The organism is Micromonospora sp. CA-246542 (genome assembly GCF_050942905.1).
Taxonomy (GTDB): domain Bacteria; phylum Actinomycetota; class Actinomycetes; order Mycobacteriales; family Micromonosporaceae; genus Micromonospora.
The window spans coordinates 4271576-4285908 of sequence record NZ_CP192040.1 but is presented as its reverse complement, the minus strand read 5'-3'; the positions used below and the strand labels follow the sequence as shown (position 1 = coordinate 4285908).

Here is a 14333-nt window from a genome sequence, read left to right as displayed (position 1 = left end):
TCTGACAAAGTCGTCTGACATGGGGGACTGATGAAGGACCAGCGTGCCGGGGAGTCGAGTCAGGACGGACGGCCCGCGCAGAGGTTCGCCGAGCAGTTGCGGGCACTCCGCAGCGCCGCGGGCGACCCCTCGTTCCGCAAGATGGCGGGGCGATCAGGGCGGATCTCGCACACGACCCTGCACGAGGCTGCCGCCGGCACCCGGTTTCCCTCGTGGGAGACCACGCGGGAGTTCGTCCGAGCCTGCGAGGCGGACGAGGCCCTGTGGCGGCGTCGATGGGAGGAGGCGCAGCGCCCGGTGACGGCCGCCCGGTTCAGCGGGGACGGTGACCCCGCGCCGGTCGTCACCGCGTCCGCGCCGGCAGAACAGGGCGCGGTGCGGGTCGTGGAGCATCCGGGGGCCGAGGATCGCGTCGTGACGACGCGGCGACGCCGTCTGCCGTGGCTGAACATCGCGGCGGTGGTGCTGGTGGTGGCGGTGGCCGCTGCCCTGGGCGCGACCGTTCGTGGCCGGTCGGGCGCCGACGGCTCCAGAGCACCGACCGCGTCACCCTCACCCACCGCGTCACCGTCCGCGACAGGGTTCTCGGACTCCCTGATTCCCGGAGACTCGAGCAGGTTCGTCGCCGACGTCACCATCCCCGACGGCACCCAGGTGAAGGTCAACGCCCAGTTCGACAAGGTGTGGGCTCTCGCGAACGTGGGAGATGTCGAGTGGCACAACCGGTACCTGGCGCGGATGGAGCCCACCGCCGACGGTGACGGCTGCCGGACACCGGACCGGGTGCCGATCGGTGACACGCCGCCCGGCGAGCAGGTGATGATCCGTGTTCGGGTCACCGCGCCGAGCCGTCCTGGCAAGTGTTGGGTCAGTTGGAAGATGGTCGACGAGGCTGGCCGGGAGTACTTCCCGACCCGGCGGCCGGTGTACTTCATGGTCACCGTGACCGCCTGAGGTTCGGTCGCGATGTCAGACCCGGGCGTCGAGCCAAGCTGACAACACCGCATTAATCGAGGTCGGTGACGGTCTGACGGATCTGACAGGCCGCCGGGGGTACCGAACAGCAGGGCGCTTCTCGCAGGGTGATGTCGAACCGAGAACGACTCACCGGCTTCGAGGAGGACCCATCTTGCGACGTCCCTGGTTGACCGTCGGACTCGCCGCGCTCTGCGTGGCCGTCGGCGCCCCGGCCCACGCGGCGGCATCCGGTGCCACGACGCAGCGGACCGCCACCGCGGCCGCGCGGCCGATCGTGGACATGGAGGCCACCGTCCTGGCCGCCCAGATCGACCCCCGTCGGGCGGACAACACACTGACCCCGGGTGCGAAGAGCTCCGTGCTCGCCGTGGAGCAGGCATTGCAGGCGCAGGGCCTGCTGAACGCGCAGTGGGTCGACGGCTACTTCGGCACGGTCACCGTCTCGGCGTACGCGGCGTACCAACGCTCGCTCGGCTACACCGGGCTCGCCGCGAACGGGCTCCCCGGCACGACGTCGCTGACCAGGCTCGGGCAGAACCGCTACACGGTCGCCAACACGATCGGACCGGGCGCGAAGGTCCCGCGCGACGGGTACGTGGTCAACGCCCGTACCCAGGCGATGCTGGCCGAGGCACAGCGCCTGCTGGGCCAGACCCTGGTGCTCGAGCAGGGCTCGTACAACCCCGGGGGTGACCCCACCTCGGCCGGCACACACGACGGCGGGGGTGTGGTCGACATCGCGGTCACCGGCATGACCGCGACCCGGCGCACCGCCGTCGCCCGGGCCCTGCGCCAGGTGGGCTTCGCCGCCTGGGTCCGCAACCCGAACCAGGGCGACTGGCCGTGGCACATCCACGCCGTGGCGATCAGCGACACGGACCTGTCCAGTCCGGCGCAGCACCAGGTCGGCGACTACTACCTCGGCATGAACGGTCTGGCCAACCAGGGCCCGGACGACGGACCCCAGATCCCGATCAAGACCTGGGAGCAGTACCAGCGCGGGCAGTGACCCGCACCCCCTCACCACCCCCGAAAGGACACCCATGAACGTCCGGAAGAGCCTGGCCGCCGTCGGCGTCGCGCTGGCCGCGACCACCTCGATCCTCAGCGTCGCATCGCCCGCCTCGGCGGCGGCGCGGGACGGGGTCTGCGACAGCGGCGAGTTCTGCTACTACTACAACAGCGACAACGCGGGATCGATCTCGGACTTCACGGGGTCGCTCGACGACTACGGCACCGAGCAGCCCTCGTGCTACGACTTCAAGGGCGCGGGCGCCGGCAAGGGCCTGTGCATCAAGAACGAGGCCGCCTCGGTCTGGAACCGCAGCACCAAGACGGTACGCGTCTACTACAACAGCGGCTACGCCGGTTCGTACCAGGACTTCGCGGCCGGTGCGAAGACCAACCTCAACGCCACGCTGAAGAACAACAACGCCTCGCACCAGTTCTCGCCGTCGACGCGTACGAACCTGTCGTACGCCCTCTACCAGGCCAGCGGCGGCAGTGTCACGTGCGGCTTCGACGGTTACACCACCACGCCCGGCCGGCACGAGGGCATCGACATCGCCCGCAGCGTCGGTTCCGACGTGCGCGCCCTGGTATCCGGAACGGTCACCTACGTCGCGCAGGGCAGCACCGGCAGCGGCGGCCTGTCCACGATCTCGGTCTACAACTCCTCGTCCAACAAGACCGTGATCTACCTGCACACCGCGCCGAGGTCCGGGGTGAGCGTGGGCGACGCCATCAGCAAGGGCCAGGTCATCGCCGACGAGTCGTGGCACGGAGTGTCCTCCAGTTCGGGCGCGCACACCCACGTCGAGGTCCGGGCCGGTCGGCAGACCCACGCGGCCGTCAGTGTCGGCGACCCCACCCTGGACAACGCCGATCCGACCGCGTTCTGGAACTCCCAGGGCTACAACGAGAAGTAGGCCGCTGTGAACATCCGTAAGGGCCTCGCCGTCGTCGGCGCCGTCCTCGCCATGTCCACCTCCATCCTGAGCGTCGCCTCGCCGGCAGCGGCGGCCGAACGGGACGGAACCTGCGACAGCGGCGAGTTCTGCTACTACTACAACAGCAACCAGGCCGGCTCGCTCTCCGACTTCACCGACTCGCTTGACGACTACGGCACGACCCAACCGACCTGCTACGACTTCAAGGGCGCGGGCGCCGGCAAGGGCCTGTGCGTGAAGAACAACGCGGCGTCGGTGTGGAACCGGACCGGCAAGACCGTGCGGGTCTACTTCAACAGCAACTTCGCCGGCGCGACGCAGGACTTCGCGGCCGGGTCGAAGGGCAACCTCAACGCCACGTTGAAGAACAACAACGCCTCGCACGAACTGCTGAGCGGGCCGACGGGCTGTAGCACCGACGGCACCAACAGCAAGCTGCCGAGCACGATCCTCGTCTACCGGGTCGGTCTCGGGCGGGTCGACCGGGTCGACTTCAAGACGTACGTCAAGAACGTCCTCCCGAACGAGTGGATCACGAGCTGGCCGGCGGCCTCGCTGGACAGCGGCGCGATGGCCGTGAAGAGCTACGGCTGGTACTGGGCGCTGCACTCGACCCGCAAGACGCCCGGCGGCCAGTGCTACGACGTCCGGGACGACACGGGCGATCAGGTCTACCGGCCGTCGTCGGCGCAGACCTCGACGTCGGCGGCGGTGGACCGGACCTGGTCGACCCGGATGACCCGCAGCGGCAACATCATGCAGGCGCACTACTGCGCGACCACCACCGCGTGCGGTGCCTGGGTGGACGGCGACTGGATGTCGCAGTACGGCTCGCGTGACCTCGCCAACTCGGGCAGCGGCTACCAGGCGATCCTGCGCCACTACTACCGCGACGTGGTCATCTCCTGACGTCCCGCGTCAACCGTGCCGCCCGCCGCGCACCCCGCGCGGCGGGCGGCACGCTCGTGGGCGGCCCGGACGGGTCGCCGGGCCGCCGGGACGCGCCGACGCCGCTCCGACGGCGACAGGTGGCAGACTCGGCGGAGTGAACGACATGGCCGCACCGACGATGGACGGTGAGCTGGAGAGCGTCAGTCTGGTGGACCTCGCCGTCGCCCGGTTGACCCGGGAGCTCCTCAGCGGCAGGAGCGATCCGGGGGAACGCCTCGTCGAGGAGCAGCTCACCCGTCGGCTCGGGATCAGCCGGGCGCCGCTGCGGGAGGCGCTGCGGTTGCTGGCCCAGCAGGGGCTGGTCGAGCACGTGCCCCGGCGCGGCGTACGGGTGGCCACCCTCTCCGACCGTGACGTGCGGGAGCTGTACGAGCTGCGGGACGTCCTCGAACGATTCGCGGTGCGGGCGGGGATCCCGGTCGGTCGCGAGGGCGACCTGGCGGCGTTGCGGGCGACGCTCGACGAGATGCGGGAGGCGACCCGGGCCGGCGACCGGATGGCGGTCGCCGAGTCGCACCGGGCGTTCCACGTCGCGCTCGTCGCGCTCGCCGGCAACCGCCAACTGTCCGACGTGTACGGCTCGATCCTGGTGAAGTTGCAGCTCTACATGGCGATCAACCTGCGGCGTGAGGCGGAGGTGGCGCAGCCCCTGGACGGGGTCCACCGGCACGAGCGGTTGTTCGAGGCGGTCGCCGGGGGAGACCCCGAGGAGGTCCTCGCCGTGCTGTCCGGGCACGGCGCGCGCTCCTACCTGGACTAGCTGTACGAGCCATTGCCGCTCCCGACTCGTCCGTGCGAACATCCATCGATGAGTGTGAAGCTCTTGCGTCGCAACAGGTCCCGCCTGTTGCTGACCGTGGCCGCAGCGGCCATGTCCATCGCGTCCCTGGGCCTCGGCACGCCGGCCGTCGCCGCGACCCCCGACGGCCACTACTGCTGGTACGTCCTGCCGGACAGCGTGCCGTGGAAGGCGGCCAACAACATCGTCAACTACACCGCGACGGTCACGTGCGACGGCGCGGTGCGGCGCGTCGACCTCACGGTGGAGTTGCTGTACCACGGGACGAGCGGCGGCGCCGGCACGACCGTGAACGGCCGGACGACGCTGTGGACCGACGGCACCTCGATCCCCGTGGTCGCGCTCGGCGTCACCACCCCGAACACGCTCTGCGACTCAGGCTTCTACTCGGGTCGAGCGACCGCCACCGTCCAGTACCGCTCGGGCGAGCCGGAGTACATCACCAGATCGATCGCGTCGCAGCAGGTATCGCTGACCTGCTCGTTTCCGGAGATTCCGCCCACCGGCCCGAATCCCAGCACGGTGACGGTCACCAACCCGGGCACCCAGAGCTCGCTCAAGGGGGACAATGGGGGGCTGCAGATGCAGGCCACCGGCGGCAGTTACTCGTACACCTGGACGGCGGTCAACCTACCGCCCGGGCTGACCATCGACCCCGGGACCGGCCGGATCAGCGGCACGCTCACCCACATCGGCTCCTACAACGTCACGGTCACCGCCGACGACGGATTCGGCAGCCTGGGCAGCACCACCTTCACCTGGAGCGTCCGCAAGGACTCTCCCTGCACGCGCTGCTGATCAACGCGGCGGCGCCTGTCCGGCCTGGCGGCGTCCGTCCGGCCCGGACGGACGCCGCCTGGCCGCGCCACCGCGCCTTGCCGGATCGCCGCCCGGGCTTCGCCTCGGCTCGGCCGCCCTTATGAAACAGGCCCAGCCGGCGGCCGGCCGGGCAGACAAGCCGTCATGTCCCCGTTACAGAACGCGTCGACCGCTGTAACAGAACGGTCGACAATCGACTGTATGCCAGAGCCAGTCGGATCCATCTCGGACCTGCGGACGGCGTACCGTGAGGGCCGCCTGACCCCGGCGGACCAGGTCGAACGCGTCCTCGACGGGCTGGCCGGGAGCGCCGACGGGCCGGTCTGGATCAGCACTGTGCCGGCCGACGACCTGCGCGCCCGTGCCGAGTCGCTGACCCGCCACGGTGACCCCACGTCCCCGCTGTACGGAATCCCGTTCGCGGTCAAGGACAACATCGACGTGGCCGGCATGGTCACCACGGCGGGCTGCCCCGACTTCGGATACGAGGCCGCCGAGGACGCGCCGGTCGTGCGCCGACTGCTCGACGCCGGCGCGCTGCTCGTCGGCAAGACCAACCTGGACCAGTTCGCCACCGGCCTGACCGGCTCCCGCTCGCCGTACGGCAGGTGCGAGAGCGTCTTCGGCGGCGGCCTCATCTCCGGCGGCTCCAGCTCCGGCTCCGCGGTCGCGGTGGCGGCCGGCCAGGTCAGCTTCGCCCTCGGTACGGACACCGCGGGCTCCGGCCGGGTGCCGGCGGCGCTCAACGGGATCGTCGGCCTCAAGCCCACCCGTGGTCTGCTCAGCACGGCCGGTGTGGTGCCCGCCTGCCGCTCGCTCGACTGCGTGTCGGTCTTCGCTCCCGACGTGGCGGGCGCCGTCGACGTGCTGCACGCCGCCCGTGGCGTCACCACGGCCGACCCGTGGGGCCGTCCGTTACCGGCGGAGCGGGTGGTCGCCCGCATGCCGGGCACGCTACGCCTCGGGGTGCCGTGGGCAGAAGACCTCGAGTTCTTCGGTGACACCGGGCAGGAGGCCCGCTTCGCCGCCGGAGTGCAACTGCTGCGTACCCTCGTCGGATCTCTGCGGTCGGTGCCGCTCGGCGCCTTCTTCGCGGCGGGTGACCTGCTCTACCAGGGGCCCTGGGTGGCCGAGCGGCTCGTCGGTCTGGGCGACTTCCTGCGGTCGCGCCCGGAGTCGGTGTTGGCGGTCACCCGGGCCGTGCTGGAGACCGGCGGGCGCTACGACGCCGTCGACGCCTTCCGGGGGCACCACCGCCTGCGTGAGCTGCGCGCCCAGGTCGACAAGCTCTGGCAGGACGTCGACGTGCTCGTCGTGCCCACCGTCGGCACCACGTTCACGCTCGACGAGATCGCCGAGGACCCGATCGGGCGTAACGCGATGCTGGGCCGCTACACCCAGTTCGCGAACCTGCTCGACCTGGCCGCGGTGACCGTGCCGAACGGCTTCACCGCCGCCGGCCGGCCGGCGAGCCTCACCCTGCTCGGTCCGGCGTTCAGCGACACCACCCTGGCCCGGCTGGCCGCCGACCTCAGCACGGGCGGCGCGGCCAACCCGGACGTCGAACCCGTCCCGCCGCCGGCTCAACGGCCGACGGACGTGCTGATCGCCGTGGTCGGCCGGCACCTGAGGGGCGAGTCCCGCAACGGCGAACTGCTCGGATACGGCGGAGCTTTCGCGGGAGCCGCCCGTACCGCGCCGCTCTACCGGCTCTACCGAATGGACACCGCCGACGGCGAGGGGCTGCCAGGGCTGGTCCGGGTCACTCCGGACACCTCGGCCGGTCACCCGATCGAGGTCGAGCTGTGGCGGCTGCCCAGCGCCGCGCTCGGTGGGCTGCTGGCCGGCGTGCCGGCACCCCTCTCGCTCGGTTGGGTCCGGCTGCACGACGGGCGGGACGTGCTCGGCTTCCTCTGCGAGGCGTACGCCGTCAGCCCGCCCGCCGAGGACATCAGCGCGAGTGGTGGGTGGCGGGCCTACCGCCGCTCCGCCGCCACCCGGCGGTGAAGCGGGCCGCACCAGCGATCACGACAGGAGGCGAGAGGATGGGAAACATCGGGCCGGTACCGGCCAACCCCTACCCGTGGCCGTACGACGGTGTGGCCGACACCGCGCGTACCGCGCTGCTCTGCATCGACTGGCAGACCGATTTCTGCGGGCCGGGCGGATACGTCGACGCGATGGGCTACGACATCGGCCTCACCAGGGCCGGCCTGCCGGCCACCGCTCGGCTGCTGGAGCACGCCCGGTCGCTCGGGATGCTGATCGTGCACACCCGCGAGGGACACGACCCCGACCTGTCCGACCTGCCGGCGAACAAGCGCTGGCGCTCGGCCCGCATCGGCGCGGAGATCGGCGGGGCCGGTCCGGCCGGCCGGATCCTGGTCCGGGGCGAGCCGGGGTGGGAGATCGTGCCCGAGGTCGCCGCGCTGCCCGGCGAGGTGATCATCGACAAGCCCGGCAAGGGCGCCTTCTACGCCACCAACCTCGACCTCGTGCTCCGGACCCGGGGCATCACCCACCTGATCCTCACCGGCATCACCACCGACGTCTGCGTGCACACGACGATGCGCGAGGCGAACGACCGGGGGTACGAGTGCCTGATCCTGGCCGACTGCACCGGCGCCACCGACAAGGCCAACCACGAGGCCGCCCTGCACATGGTCACCATGCAGGGCGGCGTCTTCGGCTGTGTCGCCACATCCGACGACGTCATCGCCGCCACGGCGAAGTGAGGTGAGACATGCCGACCATCGCCGCCGCGCGACCCGGCCCCTACTCCTTCGACATCCCGACCACCGCGCTGCTCGTCATCGACATGCAGCGGGACTTCCTGGAGCCCGGCGGATTCGGTGAGAGCCTCGGCAACGACGTGAGCCAGCTCCGCCGTACCATCGCGCCGCTCGCGGCCCTGCTGGCCGACGCCCGCGCCGTCGGCCTGGCCGTCGTGCACACCCGCGAGGGACACCTGCCCGACCTGTCCGACTGCCCGCCCGCCAAGCTGAACCGGGGCGCCCCGAGCAAGCGGATCGGCGATCCCGGGCCCACCGGCCGGATCCTGGTCCGTGGCGAGTACGGCCACGACATCATCGACGAACTCGCGCCACTGCCGGGCGAACCGGTCGTCGACAAGCCCGGCAAGGGCGCGTTCCACGCCACCGACCTGGACGTCCTGCTCGCCGAGCGGGGCATCCGCAGCCTCCTGGTCGCCGGGGTCACCACCGAGGTGTGCGTGCACACCACCGTCCGCGAGGCCAACGACCGGGGGTACGAGTGCCTCGTACTCGCCGACTGCGTCGGGTCCTACTTTCCCGAGTTCCACCGGGTCGGGCTCGACATGATCGCCGCCCAGGGCGGGATCTTCGGGTGGGTCGCCGACTCGACGCAGGTCCGCGCCGTGCTGCCCACCACGTCCGCGTTGCAACCCTCCTCCTGACCGGGAGCAGCCATGGTCTCCACGAAGCCCACCGTCGTCCCGCTCCCGTTCTGGGTGCGCGGTGACACCAACGCGTTCTTCGGTTTCGGCGTCAACGTCCTGGTCAACGTGCTCACCCTGACCGGGCTCTGCATCGGGGTGGTGAAGCTGCCCGAGGGGGAGGTGTTCGGCACCATCCTGCCGGCGCTCGGCATCGCCCTGGTCGCCGGCAACGTCTACTACACCTACCTGGCCCGCCGCCTGGCCCGTCGGGAGAACCGCACCGACGTGACGGCCCTGCCGTACGGGCCGAGCGTGCCGCACATGTTCATCGTCATCTTCGTCATCATGCTCCCGATCTACCTGCGCACCCAGGACCCGCTGCGCGCCTGGGAGGCCGGGTTGGCCTGGGCCTTCATCATCGGCGTGATCGTGCTGATCGGCGCGTTCGTCGGGCCGTACATCCGCCGGTACGCGCCCCGGGCGGCGCTGCTCGGCACGCTCGCCGGGATCTCGATCACCTTCATCTCGATGAACCCGGCCGGGCAGATGTGGCGGATGGCCTGGGTCGCCCTGCCGGTCTTCGCCCTGCTGCTGATCGGCCTGCTCACCGACGTGAAGCTGCCGTTCAACTTCCCGATCGGGCTCGCGGCCCTGCTGGTGGGCACCGCGATCGGCTGGGCCGGCGGAGCGATGTCGGTGCCGGACGTGACGGCAGCCGCCCGGGACATCGCGGTCGCCGTACCCTCGTTCAAGTTGGACCTGTTGTTCACCGGGCTGTCCGACATGGCGCCGTTGCTGGCGACGGCCATCCCCCTCGGTGTCTACAACTTCACCGAGGGCATGACGAACGTGGAGAGCGCGGCGACCGCCGGGGACAACTACAACCTGCGCAGCGTGCTGCTCGCCGACGGCGCGGGCGCGGTGGTCGGCGCGGCGCTCGGCTCGCCGTTCCCGCCCGCCGTCTACGTCGGCCACCCGGGCTGGAAGGCCGCGGGTGGCCGCAGCGGTTACTCGATGGCGACCGGCGTGGTGATCGCCGTGCTCTGCTTCCTCGGCATGTTCGGACTGCTCGCGGCGATCTTCCCGACGGCGGCCATCGTGCCGATCCTGCTCTACATCGGTCTGCTGATCGGGGCGCAGGCGTTCCAGGCGACGCCGCGGGCGCACGCCGCGGCCGTGGTCGCCGCACTGGTGCCGAACATCGCGGCCTGGGCGACCGGGCAGATCGACAACGCGCTGGCGGCGGCCGGCACCAGCGCCGCCGCGGTGGGCGACGACGCGCTCAACGGCGCCGGTGTGGTGTACGACGGGCTGCTGGTGCTGGGGCAGGGCGCCATCCTCGCCGGCCTGGTGCTCGGCGCGGTGGTGGTCTTCGTCATCGACAAGCGGTTCGTCCGCGCCGCGATCTTCGCCGGCTCGGGCGCGGTGCTGTCGTTCGTCGGGCTGATCCACGGCGAGCGGGTCGAGTGGAACGCCAACGGCCAGGTGGCGCTCGGCTACCTCTTCGTCGCGGTGATCTGCGCGGTCTTCGCGCTCGGTCGTCCCACGCCACGCGAACCGGACCCGGAGGAGGCGGAGTTGGACGAGGCGTCCGTGCCGGCCGACGATCGGGCGGCCGACGAGCAGCAGACCGCGGCGGCGCGTGGTTGAGCCGCCGGGCCGACCCGACCGGATGGAGAGGACGGACCGGATGGAGATCGATCGCGGGGACGTGGTCGCCGAGGTGGCGGCGGCCTTCGCCGGATACGAACGGGCGCTCGTCGACGGTGACGCCGAGGCGATCTGCGGGTACTTCTGGGACTCCGACCGGACGGTGCGGTTCGGCCTCGCCGACCATCAGTACGGGCTGGAAGAGCAGCGCAAGTGGCGGGCCGCGCAGCCACCGCTGCCGGCCGGCCGCCGGCTGGTCGAGACGAGGGTCAGCACGTTCGGCGCGGACCTCGCGGTCGTGACGACCCGATTCGGGTACGCCGACAGCTCCGCCATGGGACGGCAGACCCAGACCTGGGTACGCCTGCCCGACGGTTGGCGGATCGTCACCGCCCACGTCTCCGAGCCCGCGCCGAACCTCGACTGACCGGTCGACGAGCCGGCACCGGCCGGACGTGGTCGCAGCCCCAGCGCGGCCCGACGATCGACCGCACGACGAAGCGCCCCGTCCGCGGTGGACGGGGCGCTTCGTGGCGTCAGCCGGACGGCGTGCCGGGCGTCGGACGGTCCTCGTCGCCACGGGGCAGCGGCGCGGCCACCTCGATCCGGGGTGACCGGTCCGGCGGCAGGTGGGCGGGGTCGGCGATGACGACCACGTCCACCTCGCCGTCGACCATCTTCTGCTCGACGGTCTCCCACGGTGCGCGGATGATCCCGTTCAGCCGGTAGTCATGTCGGCGCAGGTGGGTCAGACACGTCGCGATGGCGTGTTCCGACGGCTCGATGTCGGCGGGTACCCAGATGATGGCTAGCTCCATGATCTCTCCTGATCAACGTCGTGGACGTGGATGGGTGATCAGGAGCTGCCGGGGTGGCGGGGGACCCCGCTGGACGGGTCGACTCGTGGCCCGACTGTCGACGGGACCGACGGCATGCCCTCGGCGCAGCGGCTCGACGGACGGCGGCGCGTCGGTCGCCGACGCGGTCAGGTCGGCGCCCCCGGCACCGGTGCTGGTGGGCGCGGACACGAATGCCAGTGCCAGCGCGGGTTGCGCCGGTAGTGGACGGGGGGTTGGGATCGGCGGTGGTGACGGTTCGGCCGTCATCGCCGCCCGCCTGCGCACCGGCACGCGACGGTCGGCGGCGTCGGCGCGGGATGCCCGCACCGTCAGCGGTGCCGACGACGGCAAGGTGGCGCGCGTGGTCGAGGACGTGACCGGCGTCCCCGCGTCGGGTGGCGGGGACGATCGCCGGGTAAGGGGTGCCCGGGTGGGCGTGGGAGCCGTCGGTTCGCCCGTCGAAATCGGTGGCGCGGTGAGGATCGGCAGCGGCAGCGAACTGGCGGTCGGCAGAGGGACTGCCGTCGGCACCGGGACAGTCGTCGGCAGGGGCAGGGGGAGCGCCGTCGGCAGGGGCAGGTCGATGTGCGGTGGAGTGTCGAGCAGGTCCCGCGCCAGCGATCCGACGATGCCGCCAGCGGTGGCGGTCTCCACCTGTCCGGTCGGCGTCGGGGTCGGCTCGGCGGAGGCGGGCTCGGCGCCCAGGGCGGCCGCGAGCGCGGCCGCGCCGAGTGCCACCGCGCCGAGGGCCACCGGGGGCGGGCGGTGCTTCGGCGGCGTCACGTGGATGCCGCCGGCCGCCGGGTCGGATCGGCCCCGGCAGGTCGACGCCCCGGCCGGAGCCGTCGCTCGTCGACCCGCGGTGTCCCACCCATGCGCGGAGTGTTGCCCCTCGGGCACTCGGGCTACACCTGTCGTCGGCCGATCGACGTCGCGCGCGGTGAAGGGGCGGGGTGGGCTGGCCCTGTGAGCGATAACAAGGATCGCTTCCATCGGTACCGCCGCACGGTCCGGCGGCCGTGACCCCGTAGCAGCATCGTCGTGAGTCAATGCGGCCACCGCGGCGTATGTCCGGCTCGTTACATCTTGACGAACAGCATGTTATCGCTCACTCTCGATGCAGAGGTCGGCGGCGTCGGTGGCTCACCGGGCGAGTCCCGTGGTCGCGCCTCGACGCGCGGCGTCCCTCCGGGCAACGGACGCCGGCTCAGGACTCGTGCGGTTCCCGGCGAACGCCGGCCGATTCCGCGTGTGCCGGTGCGAGGTGGCCCAGGATGACCGTCCCGGATTCCTCGGCCCAGCCGGCGCGCGCCGCCGGGAACAGGTCGTCCTGAGCGAAGTGGCACCTCACCACCGCCGATGCACCCACTGAGAAGGATCGACATGAGACCTAGAAAAGCTCTGCTGGCGACGGCGACCCTCGCGGTCGCGCTGACCGCGGGTATGACGGTCGCGCTGGCACCCATGGCCAGCGCCGGAACGACGTTGAAGGCGTCGGCGGCCGAGAAGGGCCGCTACTTCGGTGCCGCCGTCGCGACGGGCAAGCTCTCCGACAGCCAGTACGTCAGCATCCTGAACGGCGAGTTCAACAGCGTCACCCCCGAGAACGAGATGAAGTGGGACGCCACCGAGCCCCAGCAGGGTCGGTTCAGCTACACGGGTGGTGACCGTCTCGTCAGCCATGCCCAGGCCAACGGCATGAGCGTGCGCGGACACGCGCTGCTGTGGCACGCCCAGCAGCCGGGTTGGGCGCAGGGCATGTCCGGCACCGCGCTGCGCAACGCCGCGATCAACCACGTCACCCAGGTCGCCACCCACTTCCGGGGCAAGATCTACGCGTGGGACGTGGTGAACGAGGCGTTCGCCGACGGCGGCAGCGGCGGGCGACGTGACTCGAACCTGCAGCGCACCGGCAACGACTGGATCGAAGCGGCGTTCCGCGCCGCCCGCGCCGCCGACCCGGGCGCCAAGCTCTGCTACAACGACTACAACACCGACGGCATCAACGCCAAGTCCACCGGCATCTACAACATGGTCCGCGACTTCAAGTCCCGCGGCGTGCCGATCGACTGCGTCGGCTTCCAGTCCCACCTCGGCACCACGCTGGCGAGCGACTACCAGGCCAACCTGCAGCGCTTCGCCGACCTCGGCGTGGACGTGCAGATCACCGAGCTGGACGTGATGACCGGCTCCAACCAGGCCAACATCTACGCCTCCGTGACCCGGGCCTGCCTCGCCGTCGCGCGCTGCACCGGCATCACCACCTGGGGCGTGCGGGACAGCGACTCCTGGCGCGGCTCCGACAACGCCCTACTGTTCGACCGGTCGGGCAACAAGAAGGCGGCGTACACCTCCGTCCTGAACGCCCTCAACGCGGGCAGCGGCACCCCGACCACCCCGCCGCCGGGCTCCGGGGTCGACACCACCGCCTGGTACGTCCTGATCAACCGCAACAGCGGCAAGGCCCTGGACGTGTACGAGCGGTCGACCACCGACGGCGCCCGGATCGACCAGTGGACCCGCAACGACGGCGCGTGGCAGCAGTGGCAATTCGTCGACTCGGGTAGCGGCTACTACCGACTGAAGTCCCGTAACTCCGGCAAGGTGCTGGACGTCTACAACCGCTCGACCGCCGACTCCGCGGCGGTCGTGCAGTGGACCGACGGCAACGGCACCAACCAGCAGTTCCGGCTGGCCGACTCCGGGGGCTACGTGCGCCTCATCAACCGCAACAGCGGCAAGGCCGTCGAGGTGCAGGGCGCGTCCACCGCCGACGGCGGCAACGTCGTGCAGTACGCGGACTGGGGCGGCAACAACCAGCAGTGGCAGTTGATCAAGATCGGCTGATCATCCGTCGGTCGATTCGGCGGTGCGGTGGCGCGGATGTTCGTCGTCCGTGCCACCGTCTCCGCTCCTGGAAACGTCTATGG

At 71.2% G+C, this 14333-nt stretch carries 14 protein-coding genes; 12 read left to right on the top strand and 2 right to left on the bottom strand.

All coding sequences use genetic code 11. The annotated features are described in order from the left end of the window. Positions 1–30: 30 nt before the first annotated feature. The 11 genes from ACQP0N_RS20075 to ACQP0N_RS20025 all read left to right on the top strand — a co-directional run bounded on the left by ACQP0N_RS20075 (position 31) and on the right by ACQP0N_RS20025 (position 10991). The gene (locus ACQP0N_RS20075) at positions 31–954 is read left to right on the top strand and encodes an NBR1-Ig-like domain-containing protein (protein WP_433112909.1); all 924 of its coding nucleotides are present in this window, start codon (positions 31–33) and stop codon (positions 952–954) included. A 175-nt stretch (positions 955–1129) separates the two neighbouring features. Then, positions 1130–1987, top strand: coding sequence for a peptidoglycan-binding domain-containing protein (locus ACQP0N_RS20070; RefSeq protein ID WP_433112906.1), 858 nt, complete (start codon positions 1130–1132; stop codon positions 1985–1987). Between the two features lie 34 nt (positions 1988–2021). Beyond that, positions 2022–2906, top strand: a complete 885-nt coding sequence (locus ACQP0N_RS20065) for a peptidase inhibitor family I36 protein (RefSeq protein ID WP_433112903.1) — start codon at positions 2022–2024, stop codon at positions 2904–2906. Between the two features lie 6 nt (positions 2907–2912). After that, positions 2913–3836 carry a peptidase inhibitor family I36 protein gene (locus tag ACQP0N_RS20060; protein ID WP_433112900.1) on the top strand — a complete coding sequence of 308 codons (924 nt, stop codon included), beginning with the start codon at positions 2913–2915 and terminating at the stop codon, positions 3834–3836. Positions 3837–3981: 145 nt separating this feature from the next. Continuing rightward, positions 3982–4638: a GntR family transcriptional regulator gene (locus ACQP0N_RS20055; protein WP_433121716.1), complete on the top strand. Its 657-nt coding sequence runs from the start codon at positions 3982–3984 to the stop codon at positions 4636–4638. A gap of 48 nt (positions 4639–4686) precedes the next feature. Further along, a complete protein-coding gene (locus tag ACQP0N_RS20050) occupies positions 4687–5475 on the top strand; it encodes an Ig domain-containing protein (protein WP_433112897.1) in 789 nt (262 codons plus the stop codon). 222 nt (positions 5476–5697) lie between these two features. Then, entirely contained in the window at positions 5698–7503 is a 1806-nt protein-coding gene (atzF, locus tag ACQP0N_RS20045) for an allophanate hydrolase (protein ID WP_433112894.1), read from the top strand. A 38-nt stretch (positions 7504–7541) separates the two neighbouring features. Continuing rightward, complete coding sequence (gene biuH / locus ACQP0N_RS20040) at positions 7542–8231, top strand: biuret amidohydrolase (protein WP_355048040.1); 690 nt, start codon at positions 7542–7544, stop codon at positions 8229–8231. A gap of 8 nt (positions 8232–8239) precedes the next feature. Then, positions 8240–8932 carry a cysteine hydrolase family protein gene (locus ACQP0N_RS20035; protein ID WP_355048041.1) on the top strand — a complete coding sequence of 231 codons (693 nt, stop codon included), beginning with the start codon at positions 8240–8242 and terminating at the stop codon, positions 8930–8932. Positions 8933–8944: 12 nt separating this feature from the next. After that, positions 8945–10564: a regulator gene (locus ACQP0N_RS20030; RefSeq protein WP_433112889.1), complete on the top strand. Its 1620-nt coding sequence runs from the start codon at positions 8945–8947 to the stop codon at positions 10562–10564. 40 nt (positions 10565–10604) lie between these two features. Next, positions 10605–10991, top strand: coding sequence for an AtzH-like domain-containing protein (locus ACQP0N_RS20025; protein ID WP_433112886.1), 387 nt, complete (start codon positions 10605–10607; stop codon positions 10989–10991). A 109-nt stretch (positions 10992–11100) separates the two neighbouring features. Here the strand turns inward: ACQP0N_RS20025 and ACQP0N_RS20020 are convergent, their stop codons facing one another. Both ACQP0N_RS20020 and ACQP0N_RS20015 read right to left on the bottom strand, forming a co-directional pair. Next, complete coding sequence (locus tag ACQP0N_RS20020; protein ID WP_433112883.1) at positions 11101–11382, bottom strand: hypothetical protein; 282 nt, start codon at positions 11380–11382, stop codon at positions 11101–11103. A gap of 12 nt (positions 11383–11394) precedes the next feature. Then, positions 11395–12303 carry a hypothetical protein gene (locus tag ACQP0N_RS20015; RefSeq protein ID WP_433112880.1) on the bottom strand — a complete coding sequence of 303 codons (909 nt, stop codon included), beginning with the start codon at positions 12301–12303 and terminating at the stop codon, positions 11395–11397. A gap of 483 nt (positions 12304–12786) precedes the next feature. Between ACQP0N_RS20015 and ACQP0N_RS20010 the strand changes: the two genes are divergently transcribed. Next, positions 12787–14250: an endo-1,4-beta-xylanase gene (locus ACQP0N_RS20010; protein ID WP_355048046.1), complete on the top strand. Its 1464-nt coding sequence runs from the start codon at positions 12787–12789 to the stop codon at positions 14248–14250. Positions 14251–14333: the final 83 nt, after the last annotated feature.

Coding starts and splice junctions, on each gene's coding strand:
- ACQP0N_RS20075 (WP_433112909.1), top strand. CDS start 31: ATGAAGGACCAGCGTGCCGGGGAGTCGAGTCAGGACGGACGGCCCGCG.
- ACQP0N_RS20065 (WP_433112903.1), top strand. CDS start 2,022: ATGAACGTCCGGAAGAGCCTGGCCGCCGTCGGCGTCGCGCTGGCCGCG.
- ACQP0N_RS20055 (WP_433121716.1), top strand. CDS start 3,982: ATGGCCGCACCGACGATGGACGGTGAGCTGGAGAGCGTCAGTCTGGTG.
- ACQP0N_RS20050 (WP_433112897.1), top strand. CDS start 4,687: ATGAGTGTGAAGCTCTTGCGTCGCAACAGGTCCCGCCTGTTGCTGACC.
- atzF (WP_433112894.1), top strand. CDS start 5,698: ATGCCAGAGCCAGTCGGATCCATCTCGGACCTGCGGACGGCGTACCGT.
- biuH (WP_355048040.1), top strand. CDS start 7,542: ATGGGAAACATCGGGCCGGTACCGGCCAACCCCTACCCGTGGCCGTAC.
- ACQP0N_RS20035 (WP_355048041.1), top strand. CDS start 8,240: ATGCCGACCATCGCCGCCGCGCGACCCGGCCCCTACTCCTTCGACATC.
- ACQP0N_RS20030 (WP_433112889.1), top strand. CDS start 8,945: ATGGTCTCCACGAAGCCCACCGTCGTCCCGCTCCCGTTCTGGGTGCGC.
- ACQP0N_RS20025 (WP_433112886.1), top strand. CDS start 10,605: ATGGAGATCGATCGCGGGGACGTGGTCGCCGAGGTGGCGGCGGCCTTC.
- ACQP0N_RS20020 (WP_433112883.1), bottom strand. CDS start 11,382: ATGGAGCTAGCCATCATCTGGGTACCCGCCGACATCGAGCCGTCGGAA.
- ACQP0N_RS20010 (WP_355048046.1), top strand. CDS start 12,787: ATGAGACCTAGAAAAGCTCTGCTGGCGACGGCGACCCTCGCGGTCGCG.